General features: G+C 70.6%; 22 protein-coding genes. 12 read left to right on the forward strand and 10 right to left on the reverse strand.

Annotation, left to right across the window (positions count from 1 at the left end; translation table 11 throughout):
* Positions 1–23 precede the first annotated feature (23 nt).
* From ABTW87_RS02875 to ABTW87_RS02905, 7 genes are all read left to right on the forward strand, one after another.
* Positions 24–1,454, forward strand: coding sequence for a cellulase family glycosylhydrolase (locus ABTW87_RS02875; protein WP_350647898.1), 1,431 nt, complete (start codon positions 24–26; stop codon positions 1,452–1,454).
* 627 nt (positions 1,455–2,081) lie between these two features.
* Positions 2,082–2,201 carry an LPXTG cell wall anchor domain-containing protein gene (locus ABTW87_RS02880; RefSeq protein WP_350647899.1) on the forward strand — a complete coding sequence of 40 codons (120 nt, stop codon included), beginning with the start codon at positions 2,082–2,084 and terminating at the stop codon, positions 2,199–2,201.
* 5 nt (positions 2,202–2,206) lie between these two features.
* On the forward strand, positions 2,207–2,737 hold the full coding sequence (locus ABTW87_RS02885; RefSeq protein WP_350647901.1) for a hypothetical protein: 531 nt from the start codon (positions 2,207–2,209) through the stop codon (positions 2,735–2,737).
* Between the two features lie 4 nt (positions 2,738–2,741).
* Positions 2,742–4,130: a glycosyltransferase gene (locus tag ABTW87_RS02890; RefSeq protein WP_350647903.1), complete on the forward strand. Its 1,389-nt coding sequence runs from the start codon at positions 2,742–2,744 to the stop codon at positions 4,128–4,130.
* Between the two features lie 9 nt (positions 4,131–4,139).
* Positions 4,140–4,994, forward strand: a complete 855-nt coding sequence (locus tag ABTW87_RS02895) for a choice-of-anchor P family protein (protein WP_350647905.1) — start codon at positions 4,140–4,142, stop codon at positions 4,992–4,994.
* 6 nt (positions 4,995–5,000) lie between these two features.
* Positions 5,001–6,200, forward strand: coding sequence for a non-hydrolyzing UDP-N-acetylglucosamine 2-epimerase (gene wecB / locus ABTW87_RS02900; RefSeq protein WP_350647907.1), 1,200 nt, complete (start codon positions 5,001–5,003; stop codon positions 6,198–6,200).
* A gap of 143 nt (positions 6,201–6,343) precedes the next feature.
* The gene (locus ABTW87_RS02905) at positions 6,344–8,458 is read left to right on the forward strand and encodes an acyltransferase family protein (protein WP_350647909.1); all 2,115 of its coding nucleotides are present in this window, start codon (positions 6,344–6,346) and stop codon (positions 8,456–8,458) included.
* Between the two features lie 174 nt (positions 8,459–8,632).
* Here ABTW87_RS02905 and ABTW87_RS02910 read toward each other — a convergent pair whose 3' ends face one another.
* The 7 genes from ABTW87_RS02910 to ABTW87_RS02940 form a co-directional block, all read right to left on the reverse strand.
* Complete coding sequence (locus tag ABTW87_RS02910) at positions 8,633–9,133, reverse strand: MauE/DoxX family redox-associated membrane protein (protein WP_350647911.1); 501 nt, start codon at positions 9,131–9,133, stop codon at positions 8,633–8,635.
* Between the two features lie 2 nt (positions 9,134–9,135).
* Positions 9,136–9,447 carry a S24/S26 family peptidase gene (locus ABTW87_RS02915; protein ID WP_350647913.1) on the reverse strand — a complete coding sequence of 104 codons (312 nt, stop codon included), beginning with the start codon at positions 9,445–9,447 and terminating at the stop codon, positions 9,136–9,138.
* Positions 9,444–11,222, reverse strand: coding sequence for an ABC transporter ATP-binding protein (locus ABTW87_RS02920; protein WP_350647914.1), 1,779 nt, complete (start codon positions 11,220–11,222; stop codon positions 9,444–9,446). Before ABTW87_RS02920 ends, ABTW87_RS02915 begins: the two co-directional genes overlap by 4 nt.
* A 2-nt stretch (positions 11,223–11,224) precedes the next feature.
* Positions 11,225–11,707, reverse strand: coding sequence for a thioredoxin domain-containing protein (locus ABTW87_RS02925; protein ID WP_350647916.1), 483 nt, complete (start codon positions 11,705–11,707; stop codon positions 11,225–11,227).
* Between the two features lie 68 nt (positions 11,708–11,775).
* On the reverse strand, positions 11,776–12,015 hold the full coding sequence (locus tag ABTW87_RS02930; protein ID WP_350647918.1) for a hypothetical protein: 240 nt from the start codon (positions 12,013–12,015) through the stop codon (positions 11,776–11,778).
* A gap of 67 nt (positions 12,016–12,082) precedes the next feature.
* Positions 12,083–15,001: an AfsR/SARP family transcriptional regulator gene (locus tag ABTW87_RS02935; protein WP_350647919.1), complete on the reverse strand. Its 2,919-nt coding sequence runs from the start codon at positions 14,999–15,001 to the stop codon at positions 12,083–12,085.
* A gap of 22 nt (positions 15,002–15,023) precedes the next feature.
* The gene (locus ABTW87_RS02940) at positions 15,024–15,749 is read right to left on the reverse strand and encodes a hypothetical protein (protein WP_350647921.1); all 726 of its coding nucleotides are present in this window, start codon (positions 15,747–15,749) and stop codon (positions 15,024–15,026) included.
* A gap of 268 nt (positions 15,750–16,017) precedes the next feature.
* On the opposite strand from ABTW87_RS02940, the gene ABTW87_RS02945 reads away from it, so the two are divergent.
* The 5 genes from ABTW87_RS02945 (at position 16,018) to ABTW87_RS02965 (ending at position 19,767) form a co-directional block, all read left to right on the forward strand.
* The gene (locus ABTW87_RS02945) at positions 16,018–16,233 is read left to right on the forward strand and encodes a CDGSH iron-sulfur domain-containing protein (protein ID WP_350647923.1); all 216 of its coding nucleotides are present in this window, start codon (positions 16,018–16,020) and stop codon (positions 16,231–16,233) included.
* Positions 16,234–16,340: 107 nt separating this feature from the next.
* A complete protein-coding gene (locus ABTW87_RS02950) occupies positions 16,341–17,453 on the forward strand; it encodes an iron-containing redox enzyme family protein (RefSeq protein WP_350647924.1) in 1,113 nt (370 codons plus the stop codon).
* A gap of 60 nt (positions 17,454–17,513) precedes the next feature.
* Complete coding sequence (locus ABTW87_RS02955; RefSeq protein WP_350647926.1) at positions 17,514–18,023, forward strand: class I SAM-dependent DNA methyltransferase; 510 nt, start codon at positions 17,514–17,516, stop codon at positions 18,021–18,023.
* On the forward strand, positions 18,020–19,102 hold the full coding sequence (locus ABTW87_RS02960; RefSeq protein ID WP_350647928.1) for a glycosyltransferase family 2 protein: 1,083 nt from the start codon (positions 18,020–18,022) through the stop codon (positions 19,100–19,102). Before ABTW87_RS02955 ends, ABTW87_RS02960 begins: the two co-directional genes overlap by 4 nt.
* Positions 19,103–19,128: 26 nt before the next feature.
* Positions 19,129–19,767 carry a nitroreductase family protein gene (locus ABTW87_RS02965; protein WP_350648055.1) on the forward strand — a complete coding sequence of 213 codons (639 nt, stop codon included), beginning with the start codon at positions 19,129–19,131 and terminating at the stop codon, positions 19,765–19,767.
* Between the two features lie 135 nt (positions 19,768–19,902).
* Here ABTW87_RS02965 and ABTW87_RS02970 read toward each other — a convergent pair whose 3' ends face one another.
* From ABTW87_RS02970 to ABTW87_RS02980, 3 genes are all read right to left on the reverse strand, one after another.
* Positions 19,903–20,133: a DUF2188 domain-containing protein gene (locus ABTW87_RS02970; RefSeq protein ID WP_350647930.1), complete on the reverse strand. Its 231-nt coding sequence runs from the start codon at positions 20,131–20,133 to the stop codon at positions 19,903–19,905.
* Between the two features lie 115 nt (positions 20,134–20,248).
* Complete coding sequence (locus ABTW87_RS02975) at positions 20,249–20,824, reverse strand: iron transporter (protein WP_350647931.1); 576 nt, start codon at positions 20,822–20,824, stop codon at positions 20,249–20,251.
* A 48-nt stretch (positions 20,825–20,872) separates the two neighbouring features.
* Positions 20,873–21,307: a ChaB family protein gene (locus ABTW87_RS02980; RefSeq protein ID WP_350647932.1), complete on the reverse strand. Its 435-nt coding sequence runs from the start codon at positions 21,305–21,307 to the stop codon at positions 20,873–20,875.
* Between the last annotated feature and the right edge of the window lie 63 nt (positions 21,308–21,370).

The raw sequence follows: 21,370 nt of genomic DNA on the forward strand, positions 1-21,370 counted from the left end.
CACCACCGGAATGAGACCTTCTGATGAGACGACTCTCCCTTGCGTCGCGACGCAAACTCTTCGCAACCGGCGCCGTCTGTGCGCTGACCCTGGGCGCGTCTGCCGCGCTGTCCACCGCGAACGCGGTGGCGGCCACCGGCTGCGCCGTGACGTACACGACCAACAGCTGGCCCGGCGGATTCACCGCCTCGGTCGTCATCCGCAACCTGGGTGACCCGGTCAGCGACTGGACCCTCGGCTTCAGCTTCCCGGACTCGGGACAGCGGGTGGTCCAGGGCTGGTCGGCGACGTACAGCCAGTCGGGCGCGGCGGTGACCGCGCGCAGCATGAGCTACAACGGCGCCCTGGCCACCGGCGGATCCACCACGATCGGCTTCAACGGCAGTTGGACCAGCAGTAACCCGTCGCCGACGTCGTTCACCCTCAACGGCACCGTCTGCACGGGCGGAACGACGAACCCACCGACCACGCCGCCACCGACCACTCCGCCGCCGACCACTCCGCCGCCGGTCGGCCAGACGCCGGTTGCGATCAACGGTCAGCTTCGCGTGTGCGGGGCCAACCTGTGCAACCAGTACGGCCGGCCGATCCAACTACGGGGCATGAGCAGCCACGGCATCCAGTGGTTTCCGCAGTGCTCGAAGGACCAGGCGCTCGACGCCCTCGCCACCGACTGGCACGCCGACCTGTACCGGATCGCCATGTACGTCCAGGAGCAGGGCTACGAAACCGACCCGGCCGGCTTCACCGCCCGGGTCAACGACCTGGTTGAACGGACCACCGCAAGGGGCATGTACGCCCTGATCGACTTCCACACGCTGACCCCGGGTGACCCGATGTACAACCTGGAGCGGGCGAAGACCTTCTTCTCGGCCGTCTCCGCGCGGCACGCCAACAAGAACAACGTGATCTACGAGATCACCAACGAGCCCAACGGCGTCAGCTGGTCCACCATCAAGAACTACGCCGAGCAGGTCATCCCGGTCATCCGCGCCAACGACCCGGACGCGGTGATCATCGTTGGGACCCGGGCCTGGTCATCGCTGGGTGTCTCCGAGGGCGGCAACGCCACCGAGGTCATCAACAACCCGGTCAACGCCAGCAATGTCATGTACGCCTTCCACTTCTATGCCGCATCGCACCGCGAGAGCTACCGGGCGGAGCTCGAGCGGGCCGCGGCCCGACTGCCCATGTTCGTCACCGAGTTCGGCACCGTCGCGTACACCGGTGACGGTGCGGCCGACCTGGCCAGCAGCGCCGCCTGGCTGGACATGATGGATCGGCTGAAGATCAGCTATGCCAACTGGACGTTCTCCGACAAGGCCGAGGGCAGCGCGGCGTTGCGTCCGGGCACCTGCGGCGGCACCCAGTTCGCCGGGACGTCGGTGCTGACCGAGTCGGGCAACTTCATGCGCAACCGGATCCGCACCCCGGACAACTTCCCGACCAGCTGACCCGTCCGCACTACCAGCAGGCGCCCCGTCCTTGAGGAAGGACGGGGCGCCTCCTGCTGACCGCGAGCCACGCCTCCACCAGACCAGCAGACAGTCGACGCACCTGCAGGGTGCTCGGTCGGTGTGCCGACCTGCTGCCCGTCGCGTCGAGCCGTGGCCCCACCGCCTCTGCGGGGGCCGGGAACGTGGAGTCAGCCGGTCGCGATCATGCGCGTTTGGTGAACGTGGCTCGCGCCGCAGATGTCCGACGAGGGCGATTCCGACGTACCAGGTGAGAGCGACCATCAGGTCGCGTCGAGTCGGACATGGACAGCGCCGGCGACGGTGCACTCGACAAGATCGCCGCACCTGTGGCCCGACCTGCGGAGACGGCCGCAGGTGTGCAGATCGCGGGCGCCCTTCCGGGGTCGGCGTGCTGTGGGTCATTCGAGCCCTCTCACTGTGCGACCTCCCAGGACGGTGAGTTGCCCCATCAGGAGGCTCCGGTGGTGGGTCGCTTACGTGAGCGTGGAGTTAAAGAAGTTTCGTCCTGTATGGCACCTTCTGTCCGTTTAGCATCTACGCCGACAGTCGAACTGGAACCGGCAGGGAGTGGTGATGTACGGGGTTCCCACGAAAGGGCCGTCCGTGGGCGGGGGTCTGGCGGCTACTGGCGCCGCCGTGCACTCCTGGCTGCTGGTCGGAATCGGGCTGATCGTTCTCGGCATCGCCCTGTGGTTCACCGCCAACGCGCGGCGGTCCGGATGAACCGCATGACCATCGCCACCTGGATGCGGGTCGCGGTGGGCGGGGCGTTCGCCCTGGTGGTTGCGGCTGCCCTGGTGTGGCGGTGGCACGAGGTCGCAACTGTCGAGGCGTGGCTGAACGCTCGCCTGGTTCGGATGCTCGGCGTGGCCGAGACGAGCTCTATCGGCGCCGCCGTGGTCTTCCCGCTGGAGCAGCGGTGGGTGGGTTTCGTGGTGTCCACCGGCTGTTCGGTGGCGGTGTTGCTGATTCCGCCGGTGGTGCTGGCGTCACTGTTCGTGGCCTTCGGTCGGCTGCGCCCGCTGCGCGCAGTGCTGTCCGTCGGGGCCGCCTTGGTGTTGCTGGTCGTGATAAATCAGGCACGGCTCGCCGCGGTCGTGGTCAGCATGCAGACGTGGGGATTCGAGGAGGGATACCGGCGTAGCCACGTACTGATCGGTTCGGCGATCACGATGGTCGGCCTGATCGCGGTCGCGATCGTGTTCGCCGTCCTGGTTGGCCGGGCCAGCCGGCCTGGCCCGGTGGCGCATGCCTGCTGAGTTGATGTCACTGGCACTGCTGAACACCGTGGCGTTCCTGCTGTGCGTCAGCTTCTGCGCCTACGTGCTGAGCATCCTAGTGACGCACCTACGCACGCCACGGTGCGGCGGTGGCGACCACACCCGGTTCAGTTGGCACATCATCGTCCCGTGTCGCAACGAGGGCGCGGTCATCCGGGGGACCCTCCACCGTCTGCTGCGGGACATGCCCGACGTAACCGTGTGGTGCGTCGATGACGGCTCCGACGACGGGACGGCGGCGGAGCTGGCAGCGTTCCGCGACGACGTGCGTGTGCGGGTGATCAGCCGGACTCCTCCGGAGGCTGGGCAGGGGAAGGGCGCCGCTCTCAACGCGGCGTGGCGGGAACTGCGTCAGTCTGTCCCTGCCGCCAGTGACCTGGACCGGGTCATCGTCGGCGTGCTCGACGCCGACAGCTACCTGGACCCGCACTGCCGGGCCGCGCTGGCCGGTGGCCGCTACTTCGGAACGGCCCAGGTCGCTGCCGTGCAGATCGAGGTCCGCATGCTGCAGTGCGCTCGGGGCCATGGCTCCTCACTCGGGCCGTGGGCGCGGTTGTTGGTGCGTCTGCAGGACATGGAGTTCCGTGCTCCGATCGCTGCCATGCAATCGTTGCGGCGGCGCACCGGCAGCGTCGCGATGGGCGGCAACGGGCAGTTCACGCGGCTGTCCGCGCTGGAAGCCGTGGCGGCGGAACACGGGACCCCGTGGCACGGCGCGCTGCTCGAGGATTTCGAACTCGGGCTGCACATCCTGCTTACCGGCGGTCGTACCGAGTACTGCTCCGAGGCCTGGGTCGCGCAGGAGGCGTTGACGCGGGTCCGTCCGCTGATCAGACAACGGGCGCGCTGGGCGCAGGGGTCGATGCAGTGCGGGCGCTATCTCACCGCCGTCCTGCGATCTCGCGCTATCCGGAACCCGGCGACCCTGGAGATTGCACACTTCCTGTCCGCCCCTTGGACGCAGCTCGTCGGTGCACCGGTCTACCTGGCGTGCCTCGGTGTCCTCGCCTGGTACGTGAACCGCACCGGGGGCCTCGATGAATGGTGGCGAGCCGGAGGCTGGGGCGTGCCTCCGCTGGTCGCGGTCTTCGGCATCGGGCCCTTCGCGGTCTGGGGCCTGGTGTATCGGACCCGCTGCGAGCGGCACCTGGGACTGGTTACCGCGATCGGCCTCGGGCTCAGCCATTGGCTCTACAGCTACGTCCAGTCGGCTGCGGTGTGGGTGGCGTTCGTCCGCCTTCTCCGTGCCAGATCGGACTGGCAGAAGACAGCTCGCGCAGCCGAGGTGCCACGCCCGGTCGACCGTCCGCCTCCTCTCGGCGAACTCCCCCGCAAAGGCCGCCCCGATCTTGTAACCAACACCAGAAAGTAGGACCAGTTCATGCTCATCGTCAAACCCGGCATCGGTCGGGTAGCCACGGCCCTGGCCGCTGGAACCGCGCTCGCCGTCCTCGTGGCGACGCCCGCCATGGCCGACACCTCCCAATCGTCCGCGTCCGCACTGCGCATCGATCTGGTCGGCGGCGGGGTCGCCTCCTCCGGTACGGCGAGTGCCACCAATGACGGCACGACCGAGTCGATCTCCGGCAACACCAACCCGTCGCTGGCCGTGCTGGGTAGCCAGGACGTCATCACCGCTGGCGTTCTCGGCCAGGATGTTCGCGCCTTCAACGACGGGACCTCTGCCGCCTGTGCTGGCGTGGCCGGTGCCAGCGGCACGTTCGACATCGGCGCCGGCGGCTCCTGTCTCGTGACACCGGGCGCGGAGGTCTCGCTCACCCTGGGTACGAACGGCCTGGCCACCATCGCGCTGGTGGCGGATGCGATCTACTCCTCCTGCACCGCGACGAGCGCGCCGTCCGCGACCGGTACGACCAGCCTGGTCAACGCTCGCTTGACCAGCACGACCGCTGGGATCACCACGACGCTGCTGAGCCTGCCGGCGAACCCGGCACCTAACACCGGGCTGTCAGTGCCAGGTGTCCTCTCGATCACGCTGAACGAGCAGACGAGTTCGACGAGCGGACAGTTGAGCGTCACGGCCTTGAGCATCGACGCGCTCGCCGGAACCCTCGCCTCGGTCACCATCGGTGAATCGAACTGCGGGCCGAATGCCATCGCCCCGCCCATTCCGGTGATCCCGCTGGCCGGCGCACCCATCGCTCTCGGGGTTGGTGCGATCGCTGCCGGGATCGGCTTCGTCCTGCACCGCCGTCGCGCAACCGCCAAGGGCTGAGCCGACATGAGTCGAGACAGAACGGGCGCATCGGACATCATGCTGCTCTGCGGCACCCGTCCTGAAGGAGTCAAGACAGCACCCCTGGCGCGTCTGCTCTGTCTCGACTCACGATTCACCGTCACCGTCGTCGATACCGGTCAACAACCGGGGCGCGTCAGCGAGGCGCTGGCACCGTTCGGCCTGATCCCGAACGTCACCCTCCGACCGCAGCGGAACACCGGCTCCCTCGCGGAGCTAGCCGCCGCGCTGACCGCCGGTATCGACCAGGTCATCGGTGAACGTCGACCAGCGGCGGTGGTGGTGCAGGGGGACACCACCACCGCCTTGGTCGGCGGCATGGTGGCGTTCTGGAACCGGGTCCCCGTCGTACACCTCGAAGCGGGTCTACGCACCGGCAACCTCGACCAACCGTTCCCGGAGGAAGCGAATCGGGCGATGATCGCCCGCTTCGCAGCCCTGCACCTGGCCCCTACCGATCAGGCCCGACACAACCTCCTCGACGAGGGCATCGACCCGGACACCGTCATCGTCACCGGCAACACCGTCGTCGACGCCCTCCAGCTTCTATTGCGCTCGGGAGCAGCGCAGCCGCCGGACTGGACCGACCCACAGCGCAGGACCGTCGTGGCCACCCTGCACCGACGCGAGAACTGGGGACAGGGCATCAGAGACGCCGTCGCCGGCCTGGCCCGGATCGCCCACCGCTGCCCGGACATCGAGCTGGTCATGGTCGCTCATCCCAACCCCCAGCTGCGCGAGCACCTCACCGACGGGCTCCGGCACGTGCCCAACGCCCGCATCACACCCCCACTGTCCTATCCCCAAATGATCGGGCTGCTCGACACCGCCAGCCTCGTCATCACCGACTCCGGAGGACTTCAGGAGGAAGCCGCCACCCTCGGCGTGCCCGTCGTCGTCACTCGCGACACCACCGAGCGGCCCGAGGCCGTCCAGAGCGGCCTCGGTTGCCTTACCGGCACCGATCCGCGCCGCATCGAGGAGGCTGCCATCACCCTGCTGGGCTCACCGCCGGACAACACTCGTGCCTCGCCGTTCGGCGACGGGCGGGCGAGCCAACGAGCCATCACAGCGATATCGAATCTGCTCCACCTGGCGCCGGCCCGCCGGATTCCCGTACCCCACCGATCAACTTCGCCGGCTACGCGCTCACGGGTTGCCGGCCAGACGGCCGGCACACGTTGACAACATTCGGAACGCGAACGGACCACGGCGTGGCGTCCACCCGTACCCGTGCCGGAAGCGCTGGTTAGGAAAGATCGCCCGTGCTTGATCAAGCGACTCGTGACCCCGTCGCACGGGGAGGAACGGCGAGCCGAGACGAGACCGTGCTGGCAGGCCGGTACCGCGACGACATCGAAGGACTGCGTGGGCTCGCCCTCGTGCTGGTGCTGCTCGGTCACGCCGGCGTGCCCGCCCTGCCCGGTGCCTTCGTGGCCGTCGACGTCTTCTTCGTGATCTCGGGCTTCCTGATCACCGGTCTCCTCGTCGACGAACTGCGCCGAACTGGGAGAATATCTCTCACCGGCTTCTACCTGCGGCGCGCCAAGCGTCTGCTGCCGGCCGCCACCGTGGTCGTCGTGGCGAGCCTGCTGCTCACGTACCTCTTCCTGCCCCCGATCCGGTGGTCGGAGACCGCCCGGGATGCGCTGGCCAGCACGCTGTACGTGATGAACTGGCGCCTGGTTGAGCAGTCGACCGACTACCTGCGTTCCGACGAGGCGCCGAGCATCCTGCAGCACTTCTGGTCGCTCGCGGTGGAGGAGCAGTTCTATCTGCTCTGGCCGCTGCTCCTGATAGTTGCGGTAAAAGTTGGCCGCCGCCGGGGCCGGGCCACCCGCGCGCGGCGATCGAGTGAGCGGCCAGCGCGGACCCGGTCGGCCCACGTACACGCCGACGTGATGTCGGTGCGGTTGGCCGTCGCCATCGCCCTGGTCGGCGTTCCGTCGCTGGCCTGGTCGGTACACCTGAGTCAACATGACCCCGCCCGAGCGTATCTCGTCACAAGCACCCGGGTGTGGGAGCTGGCACTCGGTGCCGGGCTGGCGCTGCTGGGCCGGCACCTGTCCCGACTGCCCGGCCCGGCCGCGGTCGCGATTGGCTGGACCGGCATGGGCATGATCGCGCTCGCCGCCGCGCTGATCCGGCCGGAAACGGCGCTCTACCCGGGCTATCTCGCGCTACTGCCCACACTCGGCGCCGTCGCCGTCATCGCGGCCGGTCCGGGTGCCGGACAGCACGGGCCCGCACTGCTGCTCGAGATGCGGCCGTTGCGCGCGGCCGGCGTCGTTTCGTACTCGTGGTATCTATGGCACTGGCCGCTGCTGGTCCTGGCGGAGGCGCGATGGGGTCCGCTAGGGATCAATGCCGGGCTCATGATGATCCTCTGTTCCGCGATTCCGGCCGTACTCACCTATCACCTGGTGGAGAATCCGCTCCGGCACGCACGGCTGTCCACAGCCCGCACTGTGCGAATGGGAATGGTCGCCACCTGCGTCTCGATTCTTGCCGGGATCGGGCTTCAACTAGCGGTCCGGCCGCCAGCGTCCGCTGTTCCGGCCGCGCCGCAGATCGCCGGTGCCGCCGCGGTGAGCGCGTCACCCCGCACGAACAACAGAGCTGCTCCGGTGGACCGGTTCGACCGGATCACACCCGACCCGCTCGCCGCCCGCGCCGACCTACCCGACGTCTATCGGGACGGCTGCATCACCCAGGCGCAGGAATCAATCCTGCGCAGCTGTGTCTACGGCGACCGCGACTCGACGGTGGAGGTGGCGCTGGCCGGAGACTCCCATGCGGCGCACTGGGTGCCAGCCCTGCAGAGCATCGCGGCGGAGCGCGGCTGGCGTCTGGTCACGTACATCAAGACCACGTGTTCCTTCCTGGCGACGCCGATCACCATCGCCGGCCGGCCGGACGAGAGCTGCACGAAGTGGAATGAGCGGCTTCGGACCGCACTCACCGGTCAGCGGCGACCCCGACTGCTGATCGTCTCCAGCGTGACCCAGATACCGCTCGTCAACGGCCGCACACCGGCACCCGGGCCGGCGACGGCGGATGCACAGACGGCGGCGCTGGTGGACACCTGGTCGGAACTCACCCGGGCCGGGCTGCCGTTGGTCGTCATCCGGGACACCCCGGCCTTCAACACCGATATGGCCGAGTGCGTTTCGGCAAACCGCGAGCGCCTCACCGCCTGCGCCCGGCCTCGGCAGAGGGCCCTGGCCGGTGGTTTGCCTCAGGAGCGCGCCGCGGCCGCACTGCCCGACGTGCACCTGGTCGACCTCAACGACGCGATCTGCCCCGCCGAGCAGTGTGCCGCGGTGATCGACGGGGTGTTGGTCTATCGGGACGGGCACCACCTCACCGCAACGTACGCGCGCAGCCTCGCGCCGCGCCTGCACGCGTCGTTGCGTCAACGCGTACCGCAGCATGTGCCATGACACGGCCCCGACGTGACCGCGGGCTTGACGTGCCGGTACTCCGCGGCCTGAACGAAGGGTATCCCGCAATTCGGCGGTGAAGGCGTTGCCGGTCAACCGCGTCGGCGTCACCCGTCCGTGTTGGTGCGGCCCCACCTCGGCAGCAGCGGCGAAGGCTCGGCGGGCGGCAGAGGGTCATGCTCGGTCGGAGGCGCTGAACAGGTAACGCAGATCGTCGAGCATGACGACCAGCACGCCCGCGACCAGGGCCGCCGCGACGGCGGGGAGCGCCTCGCCCGGGCGTTCGGGTCCGGTCGGCGCGAGCACGCCGACGGCGGCGCAGCCGACGAGGAGAGCGTTGCGCCACACGTGGTGCCTGCCCAGAGGCGCAGGGGTGCGGCCGAAACAGCGGCAGGTGGCGCCGCCCCGCCGCAGGTTCACGACGACGGCGGCGGTGAAGGCCAGCAGCAGGGCGGCGGCGGCGATGAAGCCGGCCGCCGGGTACACCGCCAGCATGACGACGACGGCGAACTCCGCGACGACCACGGCCGCGGCGAGCGGGCCGGCTGGCCGGTAGCCCATGTCACGCACCGATCGGGTGAACTCGCCGAAGGCGACCCGCCCGGAGACCTTGCCGATCGCGGCCGCCAGTAGGACCGTGCCGAGCAGCACCCGGCACGCGATCTCGACATACATCCTCATCGCCTCCTGTTGGCCACGCCGAGGACCGCCGCGCGTGGCACCGTCCCGAAGTGCCGCGAATCCTGGCTGTTGGCGTTGTCCCCGCGGACGGTCACGGCGCCGTCCGGTTCGACCCGCTGCACGCGTTTGACCATCCACGTCAGGTCGGTGCTCGCAACGACGTCGCGGGCCCGGAAGACGACGAGGTCGCCGGCGGCTGGTGCCCGCCCGACGCGGACGACCAGCCGGTCGCCGTCGCGCAGCGTCGGGGCCATGCTGTCTCCGCGTACGACCACCAGCCGCCAGCGGCGGCGCAGCCAACCGGTCATGACACAGCCAGTTGGTAGCCCTCGGCCTGCAGGCGGAACAGCCGCGCGTACTCACCGCCGGCTGCCATCAGTTCGTCGTGAGCGCCGGACTCGGTGATCCGTCCGGCGTCGAGCACGACGATGCGCCGCGCGTCGCGCAGGGTGCTCAGCCGGTGAGAGATGAGCAGCCCGGTGCGCCCGTGGCGGATGCGGGCCAGTGACGTGTGCACGCGGGTCTCGGCGTCGGCGTCGAGCCCGGAGCTCGGCTCGTCGAGGATCAGCAGGTCGGCGTCGGGGCGCATCAGCGACCGGGCGAGCGCGACCCGCTGCCACTGCCCGCCGGAGAGCGTCACCCCGGGCTCGCCGTCGTGTCCGGCGAAGGTACGGCTGAGCAACGTGGCATATCCGTGGGGGAGGGCGCGCAGGCGGTCGTGGATCTCGGCGCGGACCGCGGCGTCCTCGATCTGCTCGGCGGTGGGCGGCAGCCGGCCGATGCCGATGTTCTCCGCTGCCGTGAGGTCGTAGCACATGAAGTCCTGGAACACGGCGCCCATCCGCCGGCGCAGCGTCTCGACCCGTAGCTCGCGCAGGTCCACGCCGTTCCAGGTGATCCGCCCGCGGTCCGGGTCGTAGAACCGGCAGAGCAGCTTGACCAGGGTGCTCTTGCCGGCGCCGTTGAGGCCGACGAGTCCGACGGCCTCACCGGCGGTGATCGTAAGGTCGACGCCCTGGAGGATCCAGGGGCCGTTCTCGTCGTAGCGGAACCAGACGTCCTCGAACCGGATTCCGGTGCGCAGCGGCGGTGCCGGCAGAGTCCCGTCGGGCAGGTCGGCGGGAGTGCCGAGAACGGCGACGTAGTGCCTGAACAGCCGCATCGCCGTGCCGGCCTCACCGAGTTGACCAGCGACACCGGCCAAACCGTTGTGCGCCGCGGCGAACGAGGCCAGCAGGAGGGTGAGATCGCCGAGGCTGAGCCGGCCGCGGACCGCGGCGTTCACCGCGATCACCGTCGCAGTGAGGGTCACCGCGGCACCGGCCAGCGCCCAGCAGGTCTGCACCACGGTGGCGTGCCGCGCGGCGGTCAACTCGATCCGGGCGGCCGCCCGCACCGCACCGGTGAGCCGGTCGTGGAAGAACCGGCCGAGGTGGAACAGGCGGACCTCCCGGGCGGCGCGCAGGTCGGTCAGCACGGTCTGGAACAGGAACCGGGCCCGGAACAGGCTGGCGCTGTCCTCCACGGCCCGCGCGGCCCGCCGGGACAGCCGCAGTTGAATGAGGAACTCGGGCACGGCCACGGCGAGCAGGAGCAGGCCGGCCGGTGGCCAGAGAGAGGCCAGGATCGCGGCGAAGCCGCCGATGGTGACGACGCTCTGGGCCACGCTGACCGTGAACATGACGATCGCGTACGGCGCCTGGTCGGCGGCCTGCTGGGCCAGCGTCAGCCGGTCGCGCAGTGCCGGCTGCTCGAAGGGGCCGAGCCCGAGAAATCCGTTCAGCTTCCGGTACAGCCGCACATCGGCGGCGATGGTGATCGCGTGCTGCAACGCCATGGTGAAGTAACCGGACAGACGGTTGGCGATCACCGCGAGGGCGCCCAGCACGGCGATCGCCACGGCGTACCAGGTCGCGGCCGACGGGCTGGCCGAGCGGCCCCTGCTGACCTCGTCGAACAGCAGCTTCATGAACCACGCGACGCCGAGCGGTGGCGCCGCCCCGACGAGAACGAGGACGACCATGGCGGTGAGCGCCTTCGGGTCGGCGTAACCCAGTCGCAGGGCGGCTCGCAGCGTGGCCACCGTCAAACCAGGACCGGAAGCTGGTGATCGGCGTCGACGACGACACCGTCGACGACCGACAGTACGGCGGGAAACCCCCTGACCTGGAACTCCCGCTCGGCGAGGGCTTCGGTGATGGTCGCGGTGTCGAAACCGGTCAGGCGTGGCGCCATGGACGCCGTCTCCTCCGGCGTGCCGACCATGAGGACGAGAGTGTCGTGGCGGTAGCGCACCGCGTCGGCGGTGAGGGCGTCCAGGAGGGTCTGGCACGGCGGGCAGGTCGGGGTCAGCATGACCACCGTGCGCCGACCCGAGGCCAGCCCGGCGTGCGGGAAACCGCTGACATCCAGGCCGGCGGCGGGCAGCACCTGCGGGACGGGCTCGCCATCGTGGGCGTGGCCGGTCCGCGCCTCGCGTAGCCGCCGGGCCAGAGCCAGAGTCAGGACGAGGTTGAGTACGGCGACCGCGCCGACGACGGTGATGGCGGCGTAGGCGAAACCCGGCATGGGAACTCCTCGGCAAGTCGGAGGGGCGGGGGCCGCACCGGTCGGCGCGGCCCCCAGCGGGAAACAGGTCAGCAGGCGCCGGCCTTCTTGACGTAGCAGACCGGCCGCGATGTCGACGTCACGCAAGCGCCGTTGCAGTTGTAGTAGCCCTGCCGGTAACGGCGGAAGTAGCTGCCGCCCGAGCAGTAGCCGTCGGACGCGACGCACGAACAAGCCTGACCGTGTTCCGGCACGCAGGCGCCGGCCTCTTCGTGCCCGAGCACCTTGCCGAGGACGGCGTCGCCGACGCGGGTGATGATCCTGGCCATGGGCAGACCTCCTTTGTGAGTGGTTGCCCATCACTGTGCTGACCGCCGCTGCGCGCGCTCTGCGCTTCTACTGCGGCTGCGCTGCGCTGCGCCAACGTGCCAGCCATCCGCGCAGGTCATCGGCGTACGCGGCGTCGAAGTGCTCGAAGATGCGAAGCGCCTCCTCGCCCAGCGCGACGGCCCGGTTGTGTCGGCCGACGGTGGCCTGGGCACGCGCCAGCAGGCTCAGCGAGTTCGCGAGCGGAAACGGCTGCCCGATGCCGCGTAGCATCGCCACCGAACCTTCCAGTTCGGCCACCGCCCGATCCGCGTCGCCCTCCTCAAGGTGGGCTTTGCCGAGCAGCCGGCGGGAGATCGCCTCGCCCCACTCGTGGCGCATCTCGCGAAATGCCGGCACCGTACGGCTCAGCAGCCGGCGGGCGGAGTCGCTGTCGCCAGCGGCGAGATGGGTCGCGGCCAGCGCCTGCTCGGCGGTTGTCACGCTCATCCGGTCACCGAGCCGGCGAGCGGTGTCCACCGCCTGCCGCAGGTGTTCCAGGGCCTGCGGCCACCGCTCGGCATGCCGGTACAGCAGCCCGATGCTCTCCCGCGCGAGGGCCTCGCCCCAGCGGTCGCCGGCCTCCTTGAAGATCCGCAGGGCCCCGGTGAAACAGGCGTGGGCGAACGGCGAGGTGTGCTGGTACTGCCCGTACTGCATGCCCAGAGTCAGCAGCACGTGCCCGCCGGCCGGGCCGACCGGCCAGTGCGCGGCGCACAATCGCACCATCAGCAGCAGCGCGGCGTCCGCCTCCCGCAACCGGCCGAGCTGACGGCAGCACAGCGAGTAGCCCTGCAACGCTACGAGCCGGTGTGCCACCAGCGACCCGCGGCTGTCCCGGTGCGCCGCGCGTAGCAGCGGCACCGCCTCGGCGTGCCGGTTCAACATTCGGAACGCCGTGCCCAAGTGCAGCCGCAGCGACATCCGGGTCGGCGCCGGAAGCTCGGTGTGGCGGTCCAGCACGCCGCGCAGGCAGTCGACGAACTCGGGCAGGTGCTGGCTGCGCATAAGCGCGAAGTTGCCCATCGTGCAGGCCAGCCGTCCGGCCAGGTCGACCGCACCCAGCCCCAGCAGGTCCCGCACGGCCGCGACCAGGTTCTCCAGTTCCGCCTCGAACCAGTCGACGGCTTCACCGGCGTCGATCATACGCTCACCGTTCGCTACCGGCAGGGCCTTACAGGGCAGTGACGCGTCGGCGCGTTCGGCGTAGGCGTGCAGTCGGGCGTACCAGGCGTGCAGCTCCTCGGCGGTGACCCCGGTGCGCTCCCGGGCGTGCAGGCGGACGAGGTCGTGCATGCGTACCCTGCCGTCGGGGTCGGCGGTCAGGAGGTGAGATCGGCACAACTGCTCCAGCAGCGGTTCGGTGGTCTCGTCCCACATGCCGAAGCCGCGCAACGAGGTACGACTGAGCAGCGCGAGCAACCGCGCGGCCGACGGCGGCAACCGCTCGAACCCAACGGTGAAGCTGGTACGCACGTCGAGCCCATCGAGCGACAGCTCGTCGAGGCGGCGCCGCTCGTCGCGCAGCCGGTCACGCAGCCGCGCCACGGTCATCGCCTCCCGCTCGCCCAGCCGCACGCCAGCGATGCGCAACGCCAGCGGCAGGCGGCCGCACAACTCCACGACGCTGGCGGCCGCCGCGGCCTCCCGGCTGATCCGCTCGGCCCCGGCGAGCCTGGCCAGCAGGTCCAGACCGTCGTCGACCGGCAGGACGTCGAGCGCGACGACCTCGGTGCCCGCCAGCCCGGGCAACGCCGAGGTGCTGGTGATGAGGGCGCTGCCGGCGGTCGGCAGCAGCGGACGCACCTGGGCCGCGTCCGCCGCGCTGTCCAGCATCACCAGCATGGGCTGGTCGGCCAGCACGGATCGGTACAGCGCCGCGCGTTCCTCGGCCGCTGCGGGAATGGCCTCGCCGGCCACCCCCAGTGCGCGCAGAAAGGCGCCGAGCACGGCACCCGGCCGCGCCGGGTCCGTGGTGTTGCCGCGCAGATCCGCGTACAGGCATCCGGCTGCGAAGCGATGGCGGCTCTCGTGGGCCGCCCGCAGCGCCAGCGTGGTCTTGCCCGTTCCCGCCAGTCCGGTCACGACGACGACCTGAGCGACGCCGGCGGCTGATGGGTTCCGTCCCAGCAACGAGAGCAGCAGCCCGAGCTCCTTGTCCCGCCCGACGAAGTCGCCGGCGACGCCGGGGAGCTGGTTGGGACGTACCCACGCCCGTGGGGGCGCCTCCTGCTCGCTGCCGAGGATCTCCCGGTGCAGCTGCCGTAGTTGTGGCCCCGGGTCGATGCCGTGCTCGTCGGCGAGGATCCGGGCCCCGTTCCGGTAGACGGCGAGCGCCTCGGCCTGCCGGCCGCTGCGGTGCAGGGCCACCATGAGCTGACCGCGCAGCCGTTCCCGCAGCGGCCGATCGCGAACCAGCGTGGTCAGCTCGGGCACCAGCTCCTGATGTAGACCGAGCGACAGCAACGCCTCGACACGCAGCTCGATCGCGTGCTCGCGCAGCTCCCGGAGCCGATCGCGCTCGAAGTCGACCAGCCGTGCACCGACGTCGACGAACGCGTCGTCGCGCCACCGCGCCAGCGCCCGGTCCAGCAGCTCGATCGCATGCCGTGCGTCGGTGACGGCCGCAGCGCCCTGAACCTCGGCGACGAACTCCGCCGCGTCGACGACCACCGAGGCGTTCAACTGGTAGCCGGGTGATCTGGTGAGGATCAGCTCCGACGTCGCACTGCGCCGAACCGAGGCGACGATCGCCTGGATCCGGTTACGCGCTCCTGCGGGCGGATGAACCGGCCAGAGACCATCGATCAGACGGTCGACGGAGACGATGCGTCCCCGGTGGGCCGCCAGGCTCGCGACGAACGCCCGTTGCAGCGGGGCGAGCGACACAGCTACCCCGTCGACGCTCAACTCGATCCGTCCGAGGACGCCGATCCGATACCCGCGCACGGCGCAAAGCTAGCGCGCCGGGTCAGACACGGCCGACGGTGAGGTCGGCGACCCCCGCGACGGCGTTGACGTCGTACCGGTCGGTCGCGTTGGCCCAGCCGGCCGGCGTGAACACGGTGCCGCCGGCTACCCCGGTGCGGTCGACGCCGTCCACGCTGACCCGGCTGGCCCCGCCCGTGGCGCTCACCCGCACGGGTGCGTCGTCGGCAAGGTGCACCAGCAGTTGGCTTGCACCGCCGGTCATCGAGAGCCGGACGGTGCCGTCAGCCGGCGGCAAGGTAACTTCCGCGCGGCTCGCGCCAGCCGTCAACTCGACCTCCTCGACCCGGCCGCTGCGCAGGTCGAGCACCATCTCCCGAGCGCCACCGCCGAGCCGCACACGCCATCGCACGTCGTGGTTGAGCGCCACCTCGACCAGCGCCGGACCGGTGCCGTCGGCAGCGGCCAGGCCGGCCATGACCGAGCCGTCGGAAACGGACACCGCCGGGCGGACCTTCGCACCCTCAGGCGTCGATATCCGATAGAGATCGTCGCCAAGTTCGGCGGTGTGCACCCGCACCACGTCCGCACCGTCGACCAGCATGAAAGTCGCCGAGCGCAGGTCACCACGGCCGGCCACTACAGTGTGCGGGCCGCCTCGCTCGGCAGGCCGGCCGGTGTCCCACGGTCCACCAGAGCGGCAACCACCCGCCAGTGTCACCAGCAGAGCCAGCGCCACGAGCGCCCCGGCCGTCCGCAGTCTGCTCACCCGACAACTCTTCCCAACCGCAACCACCCGCGTCACGGGCCTGTTCCTACCCAGCGGGGTAACAGCCGACTCCTCCGGCTGCTACCGCGCCCACCGGCCCCGGCCCGACTGGGCCACAAGACTCCGCCGGTGCCGGTCCGTCGCTGTCAGCCCCGCGGCTCCGGCCTGCTGGCCGCTGGGCCGCCCGTCGGAGGTCGAGGTGACTGATCCGGTGCGATGTCGCGCGGGCCGCAGTTTGGATCGCCGTAGTCGGGGGACCACAGGCGGCATGACGTCGACAATCACCCCGTACGAGGACGGACCGCTGATCGTCCGCGGCGACTTCGAGTTACGCACACCGGAGGGCACGCCCATCGCACCGGGCCGGGCGACGATCGCCCTGTGCCGGTGCGGGAAGTCAGCCATCAAGCCCTTCTGCGACGGCACCCACAAGGTGATCAACTTCCGTGCCGGCGTCGACCGTGGCACGTCGAAGCCGCAGTGAACCATCGAGACGACCGGGACGCGTACGCGCCGACCGACGCCGGACCTCGGGTTTGTGGCGGTCGGGAGCGGGGACAGGCAGCGGGACGACTGTGCGGGGAGGCCAGGGTGGTGGAGTCTGGTGACCGTCGCTACGGTCCGGCGCCGCTGCCGCAGCCACGCGGGCCGGTTTCCGCGGCGCTGCACGACGCGCTCAGGTGCGCCCCGCACGACCTACCCGCAGATCTGGTCGCCGAGTTCGACGGGGTGGACCCGATCGATGACGAGGACCTTCAGCTGACCCTGTTCCTCTGCTACGAGCTGCACTACCGCGGTTGGCGCGGGGTGGACGACCGGTGGGAGTGGCAGCCGTCGCTGATCGCGCTGCGCAGCCGCGCCGAAGCGGTCTTCGAGGCGGCCGTGCGCGCGCTCGCCGGCCCGCAGCCCCCGCTCCTCGACGGGCGGATGGCCTCCGCGCTCGCCGCTGTGGTGGCGGCCGACGACGGCCCGGCGCTCTCCGCGTACCTGCAACGGCGGGCGACCCACGAGCAGTTCCGTGAGTTCGTCATGCACCGTTCGATCTACCACCTTCGAGAGGCGGACCCGCACAGCTGGGCCCTGCCGCGGCTGGGCGGCCCGGCGAAGGCCGCTCTGGTCGAGATCCAGGTCGACGAGTACGGCGGCGGCCGGCTCGACCGCATGCACGCCGAACTGTTCCGCGTCACCCTTGAGCGGCTCGGTCTGGACACCGGATACGGGGCCTATCTGGATGCGGTGCCCGCGGTGACCCTGGCGGGCAACAACCTGATGTCGCTTTTCGGGCTGCACCGCCGGTTGCGCGGGGCGCTGCTCGGACATCTCGCCGCCTACGAGATGACCTCGTCGCTGCCGAACCGTCGCTACGGGCGGGGCCTGCGGCGTCTCGGTCTCGACGAGGCGGCCACCCGCTTCTACGACGAGCACGTCGAGGCGGACGCGGTGCACGAGCAGATCGCCGCACACGACATGTGCGGCGGGCTGGTCCGGGTCGAGCCGCACCTCGCCGCCGACGTGCTCTTCGGGGCTTCCGCCGCCCTGGCGCTGGACCGTCTCTTCGCCGCCTGGACTCTAAACAGCTGGCAGGCCGGACGCAGCTCCCTGCGTCCCCGCCGTCCCGGCGCGCCGATCACCCTGCAGGTCGACGAGCCGCAGCGCGCCACCGGCTCGCAGACGGCGAGCCTGATGACCGGCCTGGCCTGCTGAGCCGCGAGCGGCGACGGCCCGTTTGCGGCGCGACGAACGGGCACCGGCAGGACCATCGTCGTGCGGGAGGCAGAGTTGTCGTTCGACGCGAGTGCCTACGGGCGGTACGTGGCCGACGTGTATGACGAGACCTACGCGTATCTGACTCCGGACCGCGCCGTGGATGTCCTGGCCGAGCTGGCCGACGGCGGGCCGGTCTGCAAGTTCGGCATCGGCACCGGGCGCCTGGCGCTTCCGCTTGTCGAACGCGGCCTGACGGTCGCCGGCATCGAGGGTTCTCCCGAGATGGTGGCGGGCCTGCGGAGCAAGGCGGGCGGCGACCGGATCGACGTGGCGGTGGGGGACTTCACCCACACCCGCGTACCCGGCGAGTTCGCGTTGGTCCTCCTCGCCTTCAACACCGTCTTCGCGCTGCCCGACCAGGCCGCGCAGGTGGCCTGTTTCCGCAACGCGGCCGCCCACCTGCGTCCCGGCGGTCGGTTCGTGGTCGAGGCCTGGGTGCCGGACCCGGCGGCGTTCCGCAACGGCTCGGCGCTGCGCCCGGTACGGGTCGCGGAGGACTCGGCATGACCGGCGCCGCCCGGCCGCGACCGATGCCGATGTCGTACGTGCTGCCGATCCGGCGGGTGGACGACAGCGACCCGGAGCGGTTGACCGACTACCTGCGCTGGCTCGCCGCCCGGGTGGAGGTGATCGTGGTGGACGGGTCGCCGCCCGAGGTCTTCGCCCGCCACCACCGGCGGTGGCATCCGCTGGTCCGGCATCTGCCGCCCGACCCGAGCCTGTCCGGCCGGAACGGCAAGGTGCTCGGCGTGCTGACGGGTGTCCCGGCGGCCACCTACGAGGACGTGGTGATCGCCGACGACGACGTCCGCTACGACGAGGACGGACTGCGCGAGGTCCGGTGTCTCCTGCGCCGGGCGGACCTGGTGCGACCCCAGAACTACTTCGACCCGCTTCCCTGGCACGCCACCTGGGACACCGGTCGGATCCTGCTCAACCGGGCGATCGGCGCGGACTTTCCCGGAACTGTCGCGGTGCGGCGCAGCGTCTTCCTCGCCGCCGGTGGCTACGACCCGGACGTCCTCTTCGAGAACCTCGAGCTGATCCGGACCGTGCGAGCCTTCGGCGGCAGCGTGGCGGCCCCCGCCGGGCTGTACGTCCGGCGCCTGCCTCCCACCACGAGACACTTCGCCTCCCAGCGCGTCCGCCAGGCGTACGACGAACTCGCCCAGCCGGTGCGGCTGGTGGCCGCGCTGCTCGTGCTGCCCGGGGTGGCGGCGGCGGTGGCCGCCCGGCGTCCGGGGCTGCTGGCCGCGGCTGCGGCGGCGGTCATCGGAGTGGCCGAGACCGGCCGGCGCAAGGCCGGCGGTCCGGCGGTCTTCCCGCCGGCCACCGCGGTGCTGGCGCCCCTGTGGTTGGTCGAGCGCGGCGTGTGCAGCTGGCTCGCGGTCGCCCAGGGGGTGTTCTGCGGTGGCGTGCGCTACGCCGGCGGGCGGCTCGGCCGCGCCGCCCACTCCATACGGACCCTGCGGCGGCGGCTCGCCGCATCGGATACGCCTGATACTTCAACGTCACGTGGCCGGTCTGCGCTGGCGGTGGGAGGAGCAGGCGGGATTTCGGCGACGGTGTCCGGCACACTGGCGTGATGACAGCAGACGGATCAGTGGTGGCGATGCGGGCTGCTCCCCGCTCCGATGTGCCTGTCGACGAGGCGCTGGCCCGGGCCCGTGCGTTCGCCGCGAACCTGTCGACCCGACGCTCCATCCGTCAGTTCGCCGACCGCCCGATACCCGAGGGCGTCATCGAGGAGGCCGTGCGGGCCGCGGGCAGCGCACCCAGTGGCGCCAACCTCCAGCCGTGGCGGTTCGTGGTGGTCACCGACCCCGGCGTACGCCGTGCGTTGCGCGAGGCCGCCGAGGCCGAGGAGCGCGACTTCTACCGGCGGCGGGTCTCCGACGAGTGGCGGGACGCGCTGGCGCCGCTGGGCACGGACTGGCGCAAGCCGTTTCTGGAGACGGCGCCGGGATTGATCGTGGTGTTCGAGGTGCACAAGGGTCCGACCTCGCCGAAGCCCTACTACGTCAAGGAGTCGGTGGGGATCGCCGTGGGGTTTCTGCTGGCGGCGCTGCACCAGGCAGGTCTGGCGTCCCTGACCCACACGCCGAGCCCGATGCGGTTCCTCAACGACATCCTTGGTCGGCCCCGCGAGGAGCGCGGATACGTCGTGATTCCCGTCGGATACCCCGCGGTGGACGCCGAGGTGCCCGCGATCGACCGCAAGCCGCTCGACGAGATCCTCGTTCGCCGCTGAGATGGATCGATTGCCGGTGCGCCATGGTCCTGCTCGACCAGTGACGCCGGGTGGAGCGGGACCAACGCGCCGATGGCCGCTTCCCGAGGGAGCGGCCATCGGCAGCTGCGGAACCGCCTCGCGGCGACCGGATACTCAGCCCCTGATTTCGCGGGGGTCGCGGCTGCGGGGGTAGGTGTTCTTCTCGCCGATGGTGCCGTCCTGCTTCTTGATCACGTGTTCGGCGTCGCGCTTCATCGCCATCTCCCGGCCCGCGGCCTCCGCGTCCGCCTTGGTGTCGTGCACGCTGCTCGCGCGCTGATTGCCCTCGGGCCGGTTCTTCCACTGGCCGTCCTCGTGGTAGGTGTCGACGTCGCCCTTGGTCATGATTCGTGGCCTCCCTGGTTCGTCGCGGATCGTGGATGAACTGCCCCGGCGGGATCCGGCCGAAACGCCCACACCATCTGCCCGACGCGGCGCGGCTGTTCGAGGGGTCGGCGGGCTATGCGCCGGTGGCGGTGGGAGCCGAGGACCCGCGGGGCTTGGCGTCCGGGCTGGGCTTGCGGCCGTTGTTGAGCGTGACGTTGTCGAAGTGGACCTCGACGGGCTGGGCGTAGCGGCGGCCGTTGACTGGGTCGTGGCGCATGAACCCGGCGGGTGCGATGCGAATGGTGACCCGGTAGGGGCCTTGGCCGGGGACCTTGGCGTTGGTTCCGTAGTGGTGCAGGAAGGGGTGCCACAGGAACGGCAGGTCGGTGGCGAGGACCGGGGTGCCGTCGCGGCTGAGTTCCAGGTGCACGGCGAGGCCGGGGACGAACCGTCCGTCGGCGGCGTCGGCGACGGCGACCTCGAGGTGGACGTTGGCGTCTTCGGCGGCCTCGCGCCAGACGAGGGTGTCGCCGTCGAGGGCGTACATGCCTTCGGTTTCTTCGTTGACGAAGCCGATGAGGTAGTCGCCGGCCTGGGCGGTGTGGGCTCCTTCTTCCTTGGCCATGGCCTGCATGGCCTGGTGGTAGGCGTTGCCCTGGTTGCGGGCCACGTCGAGTTGTTCCCTGGTGGCCTCGTTGCTGGGTGCCATCGGTGGGCTGGTCTGTCTCAACGTCGTCCCCCTCTTCGTGCGTGCCGGCTACGTGCGGCGTGCCTTCGCGGTGGCGCGGGCGTTGGCCTTCTCGATCTCGTCGATCAGGTCGCCCTTGTCGATGTTCTCCGGGTTCTCGATCCCGACCCGGCGGGCCACGTCGTCGAGGTGTCCCTTGCTGGCGTTGGCGTCGACTCCCTGGGCGGTGTCGCGGCGCTGCTGCACCGAGGCCGGCGTTCCCTGCGCGGCCTGTGGATCGGAGGGGCCCTTGTGTTCCTTGGGTTCCCAGTGGTCGCCGACCTTCTCGTGGGTGTGCTTGAGGGAGGCATAGGCTGCACGGTGGGCGCGGGCCCCGTCGCCGTACGTGTCCTCCGCCGATTCGAGGGTCTTCTTGTACGTGCGTACCGCCTTGTCGTCGGAGCGCGCGATGGTCGACGGCACGTCGTCGCGCATCTGCTCGGCCTGTTCGTGCTTGTCCGGCATGCTTGCCTCCTCGGGCTGACGGTGTCGCCCTCCGGCGGCGGCCGGCGCGCGACCTGGACGCGG

Source organism: Micromonospora sp. NPDC126480, assembly GCF_040302465.1.
Classification (GTDB): Bacteria; Actinomycetota; Actinomycetes; order Mycobacteriales; family Micromonosporaceae; genus Micromonospora.